Here is a 16,727-nt window from a genome sequence, read left to right as displayed (position 1 = left end):
CCAAAGGGGTTTAGGCGAAGAACTTCGCCGCGAAGATTAGTGAGATTAAGATGATAATATAGTTTAAATCTTTGAATTTTCCAGAGAGGAGCTTCACCGCCGTATAGGTTATGAACCCCAACCCCATTCCGTCCGAGATACTAAAAGTCAGCGGAATGCCTATCAGCGTAACGAAGGCCGGAAGGGCCTCTGTTACGTCCGACCACTCTACGTTCTTCAGCGACTCAACCATAAAGTAGCCCACGAATATCAGAACCGCCGAGGTTGCAAACTCGGGAACAACGCTTATCAGAGGGTATAGGAAGAGCGACAGGGCAAAGAGAACCGCCACGGTTACTGCCGTGAGTCCCGTTTTGCCTCCGGCCGCAACGCCACTTGCGCTCTCTACGTATGTTGTAACCGTTGAAGTTCCCAGGAGCCCGCCTACGGTTGTTCCTACCGCGTCGCAGGTTAGGGCCCTGCCCACCCTCTTGTCGTGAAGCTCTATGCCGAGCCGGGTACACAGTGCCGACAGCGTTCCCACGGTATCGAAAACGTCAACCAGCAAAAATGCCGTTATCACCGGAACTATCTGAAGGCTGAATATCTGGTGGAAGCTGAGCTTAAAGGCCGTTTCCGGGTGGGGAAACCCAAAAACCGCGTGGGGAGCCTTTACCATACCGAGGGCTGCCGCAAGCGCCGTTGCAAACCCTATACCTATTAGCAGACTCCCCTTCACCCCCTTCTTTACAAGGAGCGTTATGAGTATGAGAGATAGGAGTGTTATCACCGCCTGCGGCTCTTTCAGGTTCCCCAGCTGAAGGAGCGTAGCCTTTGAGTAGGTTACTATTCCGGCGTTCTTCAGTCCTATAAGGGCTATGAAGAGCCCTATACCCGCCGATATCGCATAGGCAAGGGAGCGGGGAATGGAGCGGAATATGGCCCTTCGGGCCCCGAACAGGGCCAGAACGAGGAAGATAACGCCCTCTAAGAAAACGGCGGCAAGGGCGGTCTGCCACGGAATTCCCATCTGGCCGCAAACTGTATAGGCGAAGTAGGCGTTTAGCCCCATTCCGGGAGCAAGGGCAAACGGGAGCTTGGCGTAAACCCCCATGAGGAACGTTGCTATCGCCGCCGAAACGGCGGTTGCGAAAATCACCCCCTCTTTCGGCATTCCGGCTGCAGAGAGGATGGCCGGGTTAACAACCAGTATGTAAGACATCGTGAAGAAGGTTGTGAGGCCGGCAAGGACCTCTCTCTTTAGCTCCTCTCTCTCCACGGCGGCCGCCTAAATCCGTTTCCTCCCCAGGTGGGAGTAGATTACCTGCTTCCTCACTTTATAGTATATCGGCCTGCCGTGGGGGCACCTTTCCTTCTCGGCACACCGGAGGTAGCGGTTGAAAAGGGATTCAAGCTCTTTAAACTCTTTAAAAACGTAGCCGGCCTTTACGGCCCGTCTGCAGGCAACGGAGGCAACGGTTTCAAGCGGTTGACTCTCAAGCTTTTTAATCTCTTCGGGGGTTATCAGCTCCGGAGCTTCGTAAACGGTAAGCCCTTTTTCGCTTTCGGCGTAAACGGCGTGGATTGCGTCGAGCTTCTCCTTCACCGTTACCGGCACCGTAACCGGCGGAACCAGCTTAACCTTCTTAACCTTTCCCGCAAAAAGGGCCTTTAGAAGCTCTTCGTAGTTTACCCTTTCGTGGATTAGGTGCTGGTCGAAGAAGTAGTAGAACTTCCTGTCGTGGGCAATGAGCACTGTGCCGTCGCTCCCTATCAGCTCTATTGGGCCGGTATCTTCCTCTGCTTTTGCTCTTTGAACCGAGGGTTTTGGCAGGTTAAACTCGCCCTCTAAGAGCTCCCTTAGGGCTTTTACCCCCCGCTCGCTTTTAAAGAGGACTTTCTCCTTCAGGGGAGATACGTTAAAGTCCACCTCTTCGGGCGGAAGCTCCATAAAAAGAACGAACGCCTTTACTCCGAACTCCTCAAGGAGCCTTTCAACTTCCGGAACGGAAACGGGCCTTCTGTTTACAAAAAGCTCCCTGGGGCCCCTTTCCTCCCGGGAGAAAAAGAGGGTAACTCCGTCTCCCTCTATAAGCTGAAACTTGGGTTTGCCCCTTGTTACCTGGATGAGCCTCTCTTTAAGGGATGTTGCCGGTAGCGTTAGCTCGCCGAACTTAAAAGTTACGTGGGGGTTTGCAAGGGCGTACCTGAGGGTGAGCCGCTCCATAAGGCTCCTCTCCTTCTGAGAGGTGGCCTTTCTCCTTACCGGCACGTTAAAAAAGAGGTTGGAAACCGTTACGGTTGTCCCCCTTCTGAAGGGGATAGGGGAGTACTCCTTTACCTCCCCTGCGGTTACTACCAGCTTCCCTCCCACCTCTTCCGCTTCGTGCCGACTCTTAATCTCCAGGGTTGAAAACTGTGAAATTGCAAAGAGGGCCTCTCCTCTGAAGCCGTAGCTTGTTACCCTTTCAAGCTCTTCAACCGAAAATATCTTGCTCGTTGTGAACCGCTCAACGGCGAGGGGAAGCTCCCTGTAGGGGATACCTATGCCGTTATCGCTTACCCTAAAGTTAAAAGGGGTTTCAACCTGTACCTTTACTTCGCTTGCCTTTGCGTCCAGGGCGTTCTCTATTAGCTCCTTTAAAACCGCGGCGGGAGACGAGGCAATCTGCCCCGACGCTATACGCGCCACAACTTCTCTCGGAAGCCTCTTTATCAAACCACTCCCCTTTTAACCAGGTAGCGTGCTATGTCCGAGCGGGAGATTATCCCAACAAGCTCCATAGACTCAAAATCTTTTACCACCGGTGCTCTGCCGTAACCTTCGCTTGTAAATATCCTCATAACCTCTAAAAGGTCCCAGTCTGGCAGAACGCACCGGGGTTTGGGCGTCATTATCTCCTTTACCTTCGTCTCCTTCATCTTCTCCGGTTCAACCTTTAAAACATCGGAAGTAGTAACAATCCCTACAACTTTTTTACCTATAACTATCGGTATCCCCGCTATGAACCTCTTTGCCATTATCTCCTTGGCCTTTATTACCGGGTCCTCGGGGGTAAGGGTGATGACGTTGGTTGTCATAACATCTTTTACCTTAGCCGTTTTTAGTATGTAGGCCTTCAGCTCATCCTTGTGGACGGGAGACTCCAGCCTGTTTCGCTTCTGGTAGTAGAAAATTGTCCTTTCGTTCCCGGCAAGGTTCTGGGCAAGGGTCATAGAGATAAGGGCGTAGGGGAGAACGTTGTAACCTTGGGTCATCTCCGCTACCAGGACTATAGTTGAAAGGGGAGCACTTGCGGCCGCGGTAAACACCGAAACCATGCCCACAACGGTCATGGTTCCCATGTCGAACACTTGGGCTCCCAGAAGGTCGTTGAAAAAGCGCGATAGAACTGCCCCGGTTATTCCCCCTATTACCAGCGACGGGCCGAAGACCCCTCCGGAGCCCCCCGAGCCGAGCGTTAGAGAGAGGGCAAGGACCACAAGCGGGACGCTGAGTATAAGAACGGGAAACGATATGTAGAGAAGCTCCCCTTTCATCAACATCTGAACCCAGCCGTAGGAGTTCCCTATGGCCAACGGTGTAACAAGGCCGCACAGCCCCACGAGGAAGCCGCCGATTGCCGGCTTTAGAATCGGGTGAACTTTAAGGGAGTCGAAAACCTCCTTCACCTTGTAGAAGGTCCAGATGAGGAACTTAGCCACAAACGCCGAAACTATCCCGAGGACTACGTAGCCCCCTAGGATTTCGGAGCTGAAGTGAGGAAAGGGAATGTGGGTGTAAAAGAGGGGCTTGTACCCTACAAACGCACCGGCAACCAAGTAGGCTATTATGGAGGCGAGGAAACCGGGAACGAGGGCTTCAACCTCAAAGTCTTCCTTGTAAAACACCTCGGCACTCAGTATCCCTCCCGCAAGGGGAGCCCTGAACACCGCCCCTATACCTGCTCCGAGCCCTGCGGCAAGGAGTATGTTCTTCTCCTTGCTCGAGAGCTTCAGCAGGTCTCCCAGCCCCCTGCCTATACCTGCCCCTATCAGGGCCATAGGGCCTTCCCTTCCCGAAGAACCTCCGGAGCCTATGGTTATTGCCGAAGTTATCAACTTTAAAATCGAGCTCTTTATCCCTATCGGGAGTCCGTAGTGGAAGGCCTTAATGGCAACGTCTGTTCCTATACCGGCCGCCTCGGGGGCAAGGTAGTAAACCAAAAAGCCCACTATAAGCCCGCCGATTGCAGTAACAACCGGCAGCAGTGCCTTGTGGGCTATGTAGAAAACGTAGCCCTCTCCACCTCCTTCTCCTGCAGGCTTCGGCGGCGTGTAGCCTACTATGTGGCCGAGGAAAAACTGAGTAGAGAAGTCTAAAGACTTTAAAAACGCCGCCGTGAACAGGCCCGCTACAACCCCTACTATAACCGAGAGGAATAAGAGTTTCCTTATCTCGTAAATTTCTTTAATCATGCCTGATATGATACAAAAGGAGCCGACAGTTTTCAGGGGGTGTTGGTCGCTGAATCCATTGCCCTAAAAAGGTGTTTGACATAATTTAACAGTGCGCAAAATACTTTCTAAAAGGAGGGAGAATAAATGGTAATCAGAAAGGAGCACGCCCTTGCCCTGCTCAGAGTGAGGGAGGAGGAGAAGAACGAAGCTCCCACCTGTCAGCTCTTTGTAAAGAGCGAGGAGCCTCCCTACTTGGAGCTCGAGAGGATGAACCTTCTGAGGATGGTGAGGCCCCTTGAGTACTCCTTAACTTACTGGGGAAGGGTACTTGCAAACATCATCGATGAAATGGTCGAGAAAGGCCTCATTCCCCACCCTTCCAAGTGGGACGAGGACTTCAGGTGGCTCGGCTCTGAGGTTCTCATGATGATTGAAACCGCCATCGAGAACGACGACATCCCCGGTCCGCTCACAGAGGGAGAGCTTGAGAAAAGGGGCTTCATCGAGGAGAGGAAGGTAGAGAAGAAAGGGGTCTTTAAGGCCGTAAACCAGTATGCCAAAGACGTTTACGAGGTCTTCAAAAACGCTCACCCCAGGCTCATCATCGACAGGGAGCTGTGTGAGTACATCAAGAAGATGCCTCCGGGCCCTGCAGAGTCTTCCATGCTCCCTGCAGGAGGCAGGTTCCCCATCCTCATGGGAGCCATGAGACTCCTTGCCTTCTCAGTTCCGACCTCCGACATCTACGCCCTTACGGCACTCGGTAAAGAGATAAAGGCGGCCTGCGAAACGATTGCTCCCACACTCGAGACCGTTATCTCCGAAGACATTATGGACTCCCTCGAGAGGGCGGTTTACGAAGGCTTCGACGCCGTTACAGACGAAGAGAAAGAGGTCCTCTTCGAGCTCGCCCTCATCGACGACAGCGGTAACCCTCTGCCTGCAGGTGAGCACCTGCTTGAGGCCTACAGGATTTGGAAGGAGAGGAGCTTCAAACCCGTTAAGTCCATGAACGTTGAAATCGTAGATGCCGAGCTTCTCAGGGGAATCGAAGAGGTCTGGAAGCACCACGAGCAGGACCCCTCTACCCTCCCCACCGTAGACGAGCTGGTTCACTACCTCTTCTACAAGCCCCTTAAAGAGTACAAGCACCTCCTTGAACACTACGGAAGGAGGCTCTACCAAGACCTCGGCTACCAGAAGAAAGAGGAGATTAAGAAAAAGTTCAGCGAAGTTAAAACCGTAGAGGAGCTCTTCAAGTCCTTCTACGAGAAAGGGAACGAGTGGTACAAGAAGATGTACGACATCGTTCAAGAGTCCCTCTACACCCTTGAAGCCTTCAACCTTGTAAGGGCCGAGGAGCACGAAGGCAAAAAAGTTCACTACCTTACCGACTACGGTAAGAAAGTCCTTGAAGACATGAAAAAGCGAGGTTTCAGGGAGATACCCGCCGTTGCCGTTAAGGCCATCACAATCACCAACAAGGAGTTTGCGTCTCCGAACGTTGACTGGTACAACAAGGGTGTAAACGCCCTGCTCATCGGTGGCGGAGCGCCCACAGAAGCCGGTAAGATGTACGCCGACATGGCTTACGAAATCAGAAGGCTTCCCCACATTACCCGTTTTGAGCTTCAAGTCCTCCACAAACTCCCCGAGAAAGGCTTCTTCGTGAAGGACCTCTACCAGCACTTTGACGAAACCTGGCACGAAGAGATTGAGTACGCCCTCAACAAGCTGGAGGCCCGCGGTTACATCGACATACTCCAGAACGAGGCAATAATTCTGACCGAAGCCGGAAAGCTCATAAAGAGGGCCCTTTCGGGAACTCCGGAAGGCCTTGCAAACCCAATTACACCCCTTGCGGTAAGGGTTCTTGAAGCCCTCAGGAAAGTAGGAACCCTGTACGTTAAAGAGCAGAAAATCAGGATTCTGCCCAAGAACATCAAAGAGGCCATAAAGCTCTCCGGGCTCGACCCCGAGTCCTTCGAGAGGGAGATGGTTATCCTCAGGGCCTCCAACCTTGTCGGTAAGAACTCCATAAACGAAGCCGGCCTCTTAATCCTTGAAGCCCTTGAGAAGTTGAACTAATATTTCCTATAGGGGGAGTTTATAGCTCCCCCTCCTCTCAATAGGAAACATAAAACCGAATCCAAGGAGGGAGAGATGGCCGTAATCTACGGTAAGGTTGAGGGGCCGGACGACATCCGTCGTATCAACTGCATCATCCGCGACGAAATGCTCGAAGTTGAAACCCCCGAACAGCTTACAGACCTCAAAAAACGCTCCGACTACCTGTGTACGCTTACCTACTCGCCGTTCTGGAAGAAGAAGTTCGGCTCTATGGTCGAGGAGCTGAGGGAAGTTGCCTGCGAGGAGAACAGGGTAACCGTAAGGCTTGCCAACTACATCGCCAAGTACAAAGGTTGGGACAAGGAGTACAACCCCTGGGGAAGCGAGAACAAGACCATAGAGGAGAGGCTTGAAGAGATTCCCCAGCAAGTTATGAAGGAAATCCTTGAAAGCGTGGTTGACTTGAAACTATCTCCCGAAATACTTGAAGAGCTCCGTAGGAACTTCTGCGAAATAAGAAAAGCGATGGTCCTTGCAGATTCTGAAGAGACCCTTGAAAGGCTGAAAAAACAGGGAGACCTAATTGTTGCAATAACAAAACTCCCCGATTTCAGGGAGCGTTTTGCAGATATCATCGACAAAATAGACGAGCTTGTTGAAAAAGAGGAAGGCAGAAACGTAAAACTTGCAAACATAATTGCTCAAGTTAAAGGGTGGCAGGTTGAGTTTGAGCGCTGGAGCGAAAACGAAGTGAGGGAAGACGAAACCCTTCAGCAGTATGTTCAGCGCCTGCTTGAAGAGGAGCAGAAAGCCGAGCAGTACATTCCCACCGAGGCCAAGTACAAGGAAGGAAAGGTTCTCTGGCTTGTTTACTACCACAAGGGAAGGAACAGGGAGTACGCAAAGAGGCTTTACTTCCCCGGTAGTGCCAAAGACATAGAAATTGAAGGCCCCGGCGAGTTTGAAAACCGCTTCGGCAGGAAGGTTTGGGGTGTTAGAATCCGCTACAAGGCAAGGGTTGCCCCCGCAACCATCAGGATAGGCGGAAGGGTAATCCACCTGCCCGAACGTTGGGTCGAGAGGGTAAAGGTTGTTCCCCTGCCCAAGGAGGCTGAGAACATCAGGCTCGTTGAGGAGCGGCCGCCTGTTGCCTACCCGATAGCTTAGAACTCTCTCCTTGAGTTTAAAGGGGGCGGCTTCGGCCGCCCTTTCTTTATTCCCGTCTAAACCTCCTTCGGTTTAACCTTAAACGGTTACCCAATAGGGTAAACTACAGGGTGCAAAACCTGTTTACCGGAGGAGAAGGTGGCACAAAACGGTAAAGGCACCGGAAAAGTACTCCTTGTGGGCCTTGTGTCGATTTTTGTTATTGCCGTTCTCTCTTTCTTCCTAATTTCCCAAAACCTGAAGAAGGAGGAGAACCTCGAGAAGTTAAAGACGAGCATCCTCATCTCAACCCGCGTTTCTGCCGTTGTGCATGAGCTTCAAAAGGAGAGGGGGAGAACCGCCGGCTTCCTCGGCAGCGGCGGCGAAACCTTCAAAGAGGAGCTGAAGGCCCAGCGGGCAGAGACCGACAAGGAGATTGCCAAACTCGAGGAGCTTCTCAACAAAGAGACCCTTATGGCCTTCCCGCCGAAAATTCGCCAGGAGCTTGTTGATGTTCTCGATAACCTCAAGGCCATTAGCTCCGAGCGCCTTAAAGTGGACTCTAAAGAGGTTACCCTTCGTCAGGCCATTGCCTTTTACACGAACCTCGACAATAAACTCATAGACCTCGTTGCCCGTTTGGCCCACTACGCCAAAGAGGCCGACATCTCAAGGGAGCTTCTCGGTTACTCCGACCTGATGTACGCAAAGGAGAAGGCCGGTCTGGAGAGGGCCATACTCTCTGTTGCCTTTGCAAACAACAAGTTCAGCACCCCCCAGCTTTTCCAGCGCTTTGTTGACCTTATGGCTCAGCAGAAGGCCTTTTTAAAGTCCTTTGAGCTTGCAGCTCCCGAGAACGTTGTCCGCTACTACAGGGAAGTTGTCTCCAGCAGCCAGTCTGCCCAGCAGGTTAAAAACTACGAAGAGCTTGCACTCCAAACTCCCTTCCAGGGTGGTTGGAACGTTGACCCCAACCTGTGGTTCTCCACCATCACCCAGAAGATTAACCTAATGAAGAAGGTTGAAGACTACACGGCCCAAGACCTCATATCGAGGATTACAGAGAAGCTCTCCGCTGCAAAGAGCGAACTCTACATCACTTTTGGCCTTGCGGCTATTGCCATTCTCATTATCGTTGTGGTTATGGGAACCTCGATTAAAACCGCCAAGGAAGAGGGGTAGCCGAAGCTACCCCTCTTTAACCCTTTAAGTTGTATATGGGTTTTACGAATCTCTCAATCTCAACGGTTTTTGGCAGGAACTCTAAAATCTCGTTCGGGTCCTTGTAGGCAAAGGGAGCCTCGTCGAGGGTCTCCTTCGAAACGGTTGAAGAGTAAACTCCCGCCTCTTCAACGGCCTTTCTGAACTCCGATACCGTAAACTGTTCCTTTGCCTTCCTTCTGCTCACTTTCCTGCCGGCCCCGTGAGGTGCAGAGCAGTTCAGGCTCCTTACTCCTTTTCCCCTTCCTATTACGAGCCCTGTTGTCAGGTTAAAGGGAATAACAACCCTCTCGCCTCTGTGGGCCGAAATTGCCCCCTTCCTTACGCAGAGGTCCCTTTCAAGGTCTATGTAGTTGTGGACGCTCTTAATCAGCTTCTCCTCTTTAAACTCCTGTTTGAAGAACTCCTCTACAATAATTTTCAGAATCGTCCTCCTGTTTAGGTCTGCATACCGCTGGGCCAGCCGCATCGCCTTTAGGTACTCCCTCCCTCCTTTGTTCAGGGGCAGAAAGGCAAGGTCTGCCGGGAGTTCGGGCATCACCTTTTTCGTGTACTCTTTGGCCTTCCTCTGGAAGTGGTTGCACACCCTCAGTCCCAAATTCCTCGAGCCGGTGTGGACCGTTAAATAAAGCTCCCCCTCCTGGTCTACTCCCAGCTCTAAGAAGTGGTTTCCGCTTCCGAGGGTCCCCACCTGCAAGAGGGGCTCGTTCAGCTCAATTCTGTAGGTGTTTATGAGGAGGGAGCGTATTTCGGATAGAAGCTCTTTATCCTCTTTTGTTAGCGGTAGCTTTTTGGCGTTCTTTTTACTCCGTGAAGTAAGCCCTGTTGGGATGTTTCCCTTAACGAAAGCGTCAAACTTTGGCAGGTTGATGTCTTCCTTGGGGTTTCCCCTGTCTACTTTTATTCCCAGCGGGTAGGTGTAAACCCCGCACCCTATATCAACGCCCACAATGTTAGGAATGACAACATCGTCGAAGTAGCCGGTAAACCCGATAACACACCCCTTCCCGGCGTGGCAGTCGGGCATTATCACAATCTTATCCCGGAAGAAAGGAAGGTCTTTAATCCTCTCTATCTGAGCCCTCACTTCGGGCTCAACCTCTTTGGCGTAAATGTAAATGGGAACCCTTCCCTCTATAACTTCGGGTTCAAGGGCCATATCCTCCTCCTGAGTATTTGTTCCCGCCAATAAAATAGGCCCCTGAACCCGGGCGGAGTTATATGCTATCTACGCATCCCTTTACGCCTCTTACCCGTGCGTCGCTCTCGCCCTTGAACCGCACCTTAAAAATCGCCGTGTACATCGGGTCGGGTAGGGGCCCCTTAAACGTGTAGCTGAACCTGTACTCTCCCGCTCTTTGGGCCTCCAGGGGAAGCTTTACAACCTTATAAACGCCCCAACTACTGTCCCGGAGGACAATCTCTGCCTCTACTCTTCCCGGTTTACCGACCCAAACAACGCCCTTAAATAGGGGGCCCTCGTCGGATTTGTAAACTGTAAACTCCTCGATTCTCACGAATCGGTTCGGCTCGGGGCCGTTTCCCTTCTGGTAAAAGAGGAAGGCCCCGTCGTTGTAGCCCATATCCCAACCTACTGCATCTTCGTACTGGAAGTAGTATCTTCCCTTTCCTTCTTTTAGTGCCTTAAAGAACTTTTTGTTGGTTGAGTAGACCGGCCCTATCCACCTCTCCCCCTGGCACGTTTTCACTAAAAACCTAACCCGGTCTCCCTTTTTGAGCCCTCTTATGGGGATGGGAGCTCCCACCTTCGGTTTTGGACCTACGCCTTCGACCAAAAATACCGGTTTCCCGGAGTTTACCTGGTAGTAAACCCTGCTTGCCGCCCCTGCATCGAACCACAGGGGTTTGAAGAACCACTCCTTAGAGTCGTCGGTGATAACCACCTCTCCGGAGAAAGGTATGCCCCGGGGTTTCTGCGGTTGCTCCTGTTTCTGCTTGAGCCCCTTAACTGCCGAAATTACCGTTCCTATGCTTCCCGATATTTGGGAGCTGCACCCTTGTAGGGTAACCAGGAAGCAGAGGGACAGGGCGGCAATTACTGAACGTCTCATTTCCCCCTCCCGATACCGTTCACTTTTGAGCTTATCACCGCGGAAGCGGGGGAGAAGTTAAAGGGTTTTAACTTTTTATGGAGTGTTGAAATTTTTACAAATTTTTTACATAATCTTTGCAGTCACGGGAGCGTATTGGATATACTCAGGTCAGCAAAGCCTTATTACATAAGGAGGAGAAATGGGACTGAACATCGTCCAGAAGATTATCAAAACCCACCTTGTAGAAGGGGATATGACCCCCGGAAAGCCCATTGCCATCAGAATCGACCAGACCCTTACCCAGGACGCTACCGGAACTATGGCCTACCTTCACTTTGAGGCCATGGGCCTGCCCAAGGTTCAGACGGAGCTTTCGGTCTCCTACGTAGACCACAACACCCTTCAGGCTGGCGGCCCCGAGAACGCAAACGACCACCTCTTCCTCCAAACTGCCGCCGCAAAGTTCGGAGTTTACTTCAGCAAGGCCGGAAACGGTATCTGCCATCAGGTTCACCTTGAAAGGTTTGCCGTTCCCGGAAAGACCCTTCTCGGTTCCGACTCCCACACCCCCACTGCCGGCGGTATCGGAATGCTCGCAATCGGCGCCGGCGGAATGGACGTAGCCCTTGCAATGGCCGGAGAGCCCTTCTACCTCACAATGCCCAAAGTTGTAAGGGTTAACCTCTACGGTAAGCTCAGGCCCTTTGTTTCAGCCAAGGACATTATCCTTGAGCTTCTTCGCAGGCTTACCGTTAAGGGAGGACTCGGAAGGGTATTTGAGTACGGCGGTGAAGGGGTTAAGTACCTTACCGTTCCCGAAAGGGCAACGATTACCAACATGGGTGCGGAGCTCGGAGCTACAACTTCAATCTTCCCCAGCGACGAGCAGACCTACCTCTTCATGAAGGCTCAAGGAAGGGAGGCCCAGTGGAGGCCCCTGCAGGCCGACCCGGACGCAACCTACGACGAAGTTATAGACATTGACCTTTCCGAGCTTGAGCCCCTGATTGCCTGCCCCCACATGCCCGACAACGTTAAGAAGGTTAAGGAAGTTGAGGGCTTAAGGGTTCACCAGGTTGCAATCGGCTCCTGTACGAACTCCTCCTACCGTGACCTCAAGACCGTAGGAGAGATGTTCAAGAGAACCGGTAAGATGGTTCACCCGATGGTTTCCGCCGCAATTTCTCCCGGCTCTAAGCAGGTTCTCAGGATGATGGATAAGGAAGGCTACTACGACGTCTTTCTAAGGGCCGGCTTCAGGATTCTTGAAAACGCCTGCGGCCCCTGTATCGGAATGGGATTTGCTCCGCCCTCCGGAGGAGTTTCCGTCAGGACCTTTAACAGGAACTTCTACGGCCGCTCCGGAACAAAGGACGCCGAAGTTTACCTCGCTTCCCCCGAAACTGCGGCCGCAACTGCAATGAAGGGAGTAATTACCGACCCGAGAGACCTCGGACTTGAGGAAATCAAGGTCTTCCTCCCCGAGAAGTTCGAGATTGACGACTCCATGATTTACGCTCCCGCCGCCGACCCGGATGAAGTTGAAATCTGGAAGGGTCCGACAATCAACTACGTAGGCTACAAGGAGCCCCTCGGAGATAAGCTCGAGGGCGAAGTTCTCCTTAAAGTTGGCGACAACATCACAACCGACCACATTATCCCCGGCGGTGCGAAAATCCTTCCCCTCCGCTCCAACATTCCTGCAATCTCCGAGTACGTCTACTCTGTTGTAGATGAGACCTTTGCCCAGAGGGCTAAAGAAAAGGGCGGCGGATTCATCGTAGGCGGCGAGAACTACGGACAGGGCTCCTCCCGTGAGCACGCCGCAATTGGCCCCATGTACCTCGGAATTAAAGCCGTAATTGCAAAGTCCTTTGCCCGTATCCACCACGCAAACCTCATCAACTTCGGAATTCTTCCCCTCGTTTTCGTTAACAAGGAGGACTACGACAAGATTGACCAGGGAGACTGGCTTGAGATTGACCTTTCAAACTTCGCTCCCGGCGAGGACAACATCATTACTGTAATTAACAGAACTAAAGGCATTTCCATTCCCACAAAGCACGGCCTCAACAAGAGGCAGGTTGAAATCATCAAGGCAGGCGGCGTTCTTGCCTACGTTAAGCAGAAGTTCGAGAAGAAGAACAGGGCTCAGTAGTTCTTCGGGGGCTTTGGGCCCCCTTTAAATTGAAAAAAATCGGTGAGGAGGAGGATATGGCGAAAAAGCCCACTATTATCTGGACAAAGGTTGACGAGGCTCCGGCCCTTGCAACCTACTCCCTCTACCCCATTATGAAGAACTTTGTTAAGCACGCAGGGGTGGAGCTTGAGCAGAGGGACATCTCTCTGGCCGGAAGGATTCTCGCCCAGTTCGGCTACCAGCCTGACGACCTTGCCTACCTGGGTGAGCTCGTTTGGAAGCCCGAGGCAAACATCGTTAAGCTCCCCAACATTTCCGCTTCCGTTCCTCAGCTTATTGAGGCTATTAAGGAGCTCCAGAGCCAGGGTTACGACCTTCCCGACTACCCTGAAAACCCCCAAACCGAGGAAGAGAAGGAAATCAAGGCCAAGTACGACAAGTGTGTAGGCTCTGTTGTTAACCCGGTTCTCAGGCAGGGTAACTCCGACAGGCGCATCGCTCCGCCGGTTAAGAACTACGCCAAGAAGCACCCCCACAAGATGAGGGACGTTTCCCCCAAGTCTGAGTCCTACGTTGCCTACATGAAGAGCGGTGACTTCTACGAGCACGAGAAGTCTGTAACTATCAAGAAAGACGGAAAAATCCGCTACGAGTTCGTTGACAAGGACGGTAACGTTCAGGTTCTCAAAGAGATTGAAGTGGGAATGGGTGACGTTATAGACGGCACCTTTATGAGCCGCAGGAAGCTCAAGGAGTTTTTCGAAGAGGTTATCAACGACGCCAAGGATAAGGACATCCTATTCTCCCTCCACGTTAAGGCTACAATGATGAAGGTCTCCGACCCTGCCATCTTCGGAGACGCCATAAGGGTTTACTACAAGAAGCTCTTTGAGAAGCACGGCAAGGAGCTTGAGGAAATCGGTTTCGACCCCAACAAAGGACTCATAGACCTTGAGAACAAGCTCTCTAAGCTCTCTCCTGAGAAGCAGGAGGAGATTAAGAAGACCCTTGAGGAGATTTACAAGGAGCAGCCCCGCCTCTACATGGTTGACTCCGACCGCGGAATTACCAACCTCCACAGGCCCAACGACGTAATCATCGACGCTTCAATCCCCGCCGTTATCAAGAACGGCCTTCAGGGTTGGGGCCCCAGCGGTGAGACCGACGACTGCGTAATCACCGTTCCCGACCGCTCCTACGCTACCATGTACTCTGAAATCGTTGAAGATATTAAGGTTCGCGGCCAGTTCGACCCCACAAAGGTGGGAACGGTTCAGAACATCGGCCTTATGGCAATGAAGGCCGAGGAGTACGGCTCCCACGACAAGACCTTCTTCCCCCCTGCCGACGGTAAAATCAGGATTGTTGACGAGGAAGGAAACGTTCTTATGGAGCACGAGGTAGAGAAGGACGACATCTACCGTAGCTGCCACACCAAAGACATTGCAATCCGCGACTGGGTTAAGCTTGCTGTAAACAGGGCCAAGGAGACAGGCCTTCCAATCGTTTTCTGGCTCGACTCTTTAAGGGCCCACGACAGGCAGCTTATCGAGAAGGTTAAGGAAGAGCTCAACAAGTACGACCTTGAGGGCGTTGAGTACTACATTAAGCCTCCCAGGGAGGCGATGAAGTTTACCTTAGAGCGCTTCAGGAAGGGTCTTGACACCATCTCCGTTACCGGAAACGTTCTCAGGGATTACCTGACAGACCTCTTTCCGATTATTGAGGTTGGAACATCTGCAAGGGCCCTCTCAATCGTTCCCCTTATCGCAGGCGGCGGACTCTTTGAGACCGGTGCAGGCGGCTCTGCTCCCAAGCACGTTCAGCAGTTCGTTAAAGAGGGCCACCTCAGGTGGGATTCCCTCGGTGAGTTCCTCGCCTTCGTTGAGGCACTGAAGCTCGCCTACAAGCAGGCCGGAAGCGAGAACGAGAGAATCCTCGTTATGGCCGAGACCCTCTCTAAGGCTGTTGAGCGTTACCTCGACAACGACAAGACTCCCAAGCGTAAAGTCGGCCAGCTCGACACCCGCGGAAGCCACTACTGGCTTGCCCGCTACTGGGCCGAGGAGCTTGCGGCTCAGACAAAAGACGCCGAGCTTGCCAAGATTTTTGAGCCCGTTGCGGCGAAGCTCATTGAGAACGAGGAGAAGATTCTCTCCGAAATCGCCGCAACCGAGGGCTCTCCCAAGGACATCGGCGGCTACTACCACCCCGACGACGAGAAAGCTACTGCCGCAATGAGGCCTTCCAAGACCTTCAACGAGATAATAGACAACCTGTAGAAACTTGTAAAAAAGTTGTAAAATTAGGGGGGCATCAAGCCCCCCTTTTTAATATTTGAAAGCATTTGCAAGGAGGAGATAGATGGCTCAGAGAGGAATCAGGGAGTACGACGGCAAGAGGATTCTTGCCGAGCACTGGAACGAGTACTTCGCTCCGGAGTTTGAGTATGACTTTAAGTCGGTTCTCGTTACTCCGGAAACAGACCTTGACAGGCTTCCCGAGCAGTACCCGTGGCTCTTAGAGATGCCCCTTGTTGCAAAGCCCGACATGCTCTTTGGTAAGAGGGGTAAGCTGGGGCTTATTCTCTTCAAGAAGGAAAAGCCCTGCGACGTTGACTACGAGACCGTTAAGCAGTGGATTAGGGAGAAGATGCAGGAAGAGGTTGAGATTAAGGGCAAGAAGGGTAAGCTGACCCACTTCCTCATTGAGCCCTGCGTTCCCCACGCTCCGGAAGATGAGTACTACGTTGCAATGACCCTCGGCTACGACGGTGACCACATCTACATGTCTGCCTTCGGCGGAATCGACGTTGAGGAGAACTGGGATAAGGTTAGGGAAATCGTTATACCTCCGCTTGCAACCGAGGAGGAGATTGACAGGCTGATTGAGGAGAACGTTCCCGAGGAGATTAAAGACAAGGAGAAGTACGCAGACTTCGTTAAGCGCCTCTACCGCTTCTTCAGGGATATGCATTTTGCCTACCTTGAGATTAACCCCCTTGTTATGGTCGGGAACAAAGTTTACCCCCTTGACTTCGTTGGAAGGGTTGACGACACTGCCCAGTTCCTCGTCGGAAGGAAGTGGGGTGAGCTTGAGTTCCCTGCAGGTTTTGGCGGTGAGCTCTCCCCCGAGGAGAAGTACATTAAGGAGATGGACGAAAAGTCCGGTGCCTCCCTTAAGCTAACAATCCTCAATCCCGAGGGAAGGATTTGGACCCTTGTTGCAGGCGGCGGTGCTTCGGTAGTTTACGCCGATACTGTTGCAGACCTCGGCTACGTTAAGGAGCTTGCAAACTACGGTGAGTACTCCGGTAACCCCTCGAGGGCCGAGACCAGGGAGTACGTTAAAACCGTTCTCGACCTTATGACACGCCATAAAGACCCTCAGGGTAGGCCGAAAATCCTCATCATCGGCGGTGCTATTGCCAACTTCACAGACGTTGCTAAGACCTTCGACGGAATCATCGACGCCTTCAAGGAGTACGCCGACAAGATGAAGGAAGTGGGCGTTAAGATTTACGTTCGCCGCGGTGGTCCCAACTACGAGGTTGGACTTGCAAAAATTAAGAAGGCAGCCGAAGAGCTCGGTCTTCCGATAGAGGTTTACGGCCCCGAAACCCACATGACCGAAATCGTTAAGAAAGCTCTTACCGAGAATCCATAAGCAGGAGGGAA

At 52.3% G+C, this 16,727-nt stretch carries 11 protein-coding genes; 6 read left to right on the top strand and 5 right to left on the bottom strand.

All coding sequences use genetic code 11. The features are described from left to right. Window positions 1-10 precede the first annotated feature (10 nt). The 3 genes from THEAM_RS05185 to THEAM_RS05175 are packed head-to-tail and all read right to left on the bottom strand — an operon-like array spanning window position 11 to window position 4,437. The gene (locus tag THEAM_RS05185) at window positions 11-1,258 is read right to left on the bottom strand and encodes an NCS2 family permease (RefSeq protein ID WP_013537785.1); all 1,248 of its coding nucleotides are present in this window, start codon (window positions 1,256-1,258) and stop codon (window positions 11-13) included. A gap of 9 nt (window positions 1,259-1,267) precedes the next feature. Then, window positions 1,268-2,698, bottom strand: a complete 1,431-nt coding sequence (gene mutL, locus THEAM_RS05180) for a DNA mismatch repair endonuclease MutL (RefSeq protein WP_013537784.1) — start codon at window positions 2,696-2,698, stop codon at window positions 1,268-1,270. Then, complete coding sequence (locus THEAM_RS05175; protein ID WP_013537783.1) at window positions 2,695-4,437, bottom strand: chloride channel protein; 1,743 nt, start codon at window positions 4,435-4,437, stop codon at window positions 2,695-2,697. Before THEAM_RS05175 ends, mutL begins: the two co-directional genes overlap by 4 nt. Window positions 4,438-4,563: 126 nt before the next feature. Between THEAM_RS05175 and THEAM_RS05170 the strand changes: the two genes are divergently transcribed. The 3 genes from THEAM_RS05170 (at window position 4,564) to THEAM_RS05160 (ending at window position 8,817) form a co-directional block, all read left to right on the top strand. After that, a complete protein-coding gene (locus THEAM_RS05170; protein WP_013537782.1) occupies window positions 4,564-6,507 on the top strand; it encodes a DUF505 domain-containing protein in 1,944 nt (647 codons plus the stop codon). Between the two features lie 75 nt (window positions 6,508-6,582). Further along, on the top strand, window positions 6,583-7,656 hold the full coding sequence (locus tag THEAM_RS05165; protein ID WP_013537781.1) for a hypothetical protein: 1,074 nt from the start codon (window positions 6,583-6,585) through the stop codon (window positions 7,654-7,656). A gap of 138 nt (window positions 7,657-7,794) precedes the next feature. After that, window positions 7,795-8,817 (top strand): nitrate- and nitrite sensing domain-containing protein, encoded by a 1,023-nt coding sequence (locus THEAM_RS05160; RefSeq protein WP_013537780.1) that lies wholly within the window; start codon window positions 7,795-7,797, stop codon window positions 8,815-8,817. 16 nt (window positions 8,818-8,833) lie between these two features. On the opposite strand, the gene THEAM_RS05155 is transcribed toward THEAM_RS05160, so the two are convergent. Next, window positions 8,834-10,015 (bottom strand): RtcB family protein, encoded by a 1,182-nt coding sequence (locus tag THEAM_RS05155; protein ID WP_013537779.1) that lies wholly within the window; start codon window positions 10,013-10,015, stop codon window positions 8,834-8,836. Between the two features lie 58 nt (window positions 10,016-10,073). Continuing rightward, window positions 10,074-10,928 carry a hypothetical protein gene (locus THEAM_RS05150; RefSeq protein WP_013537778.1) on the bottom strand — a complete coding sequence of 285 codons (855 nt, stop codon included), beginning with the start codon at window positions 10,926-10,928 and terminating at the stop codon, window positions 10,074-10,076. 181 nt (window positions 10,929-11,109) lie between these two features. Here THEAM_RS05150 and THEAM_RS05145 point away from each other — a divergent pair, with 181 nt between their 5' ends. The 3 genes from THEAM_RS05145 to THEAM_RS05135 all read left to right on the top strand — a co-directional run bounded on the left by THEAM_RS05145 (window position 11,110) and on the right by THEAM_RS05135 (window position 16,716). Beyond that, the gene (locus THEAM_RS05145; protein ID WP_013537777.1) at window positions 11,110-13,068 is read left to right on the top strand and encodes an aconitate hydratase; all 1,959 of its coding nucleotides are present in this window, start codon (window positions 11,110-11,112) and stop codon (window positions 13,066-13,068) included. 56 nt (window positions 13,069-13,124) lie between these two features. Then, window positions 13,125-15,332 carry an NADP-dependent isocitrate dehydrogenase gene (locus THEAM_RS05140; RefSeq protein ID WP_013537776.1) on the top strand — a complete coding sequence of 736 codons (2,208 nt, stop codon included), beginning with the start codon at window positions 13,125-13,127 and terminating at the stop codon, window positions 15,330-15,332. Between the two features lie 82 nt (window positions 15,333-15,414). Next, window positions 15,415-16,716, top strand: a complete 1,302-nt coding sequence (locus tag THEAM_RS05135) for an ATP citrate lyase citrate-binding domain-containing protein (RefSeq protein ID WP_013537775.1) — start codon at window positions 15,415-15,417, stop codon at window positions 16,714-16,716. Window positions 16,717-16,727 lie beyond the last annotated feature (11 nt).

This window comes from Thermovibrio ammonificans HB-1 (assembly GCF_000185805.1).
Taxonomy (GTDB): domain Bacteria; phylum Aquificota; class Aquificia; order Desulfurobacteriales; family Desulfurobacteriaceae; genus Thermovibrio; species Thermovibrio ammonificans.
Note: the sequence above shows the minus strand (reverse complement) of the source record. Positions and strands in the feature narration are given on the sequence as shown.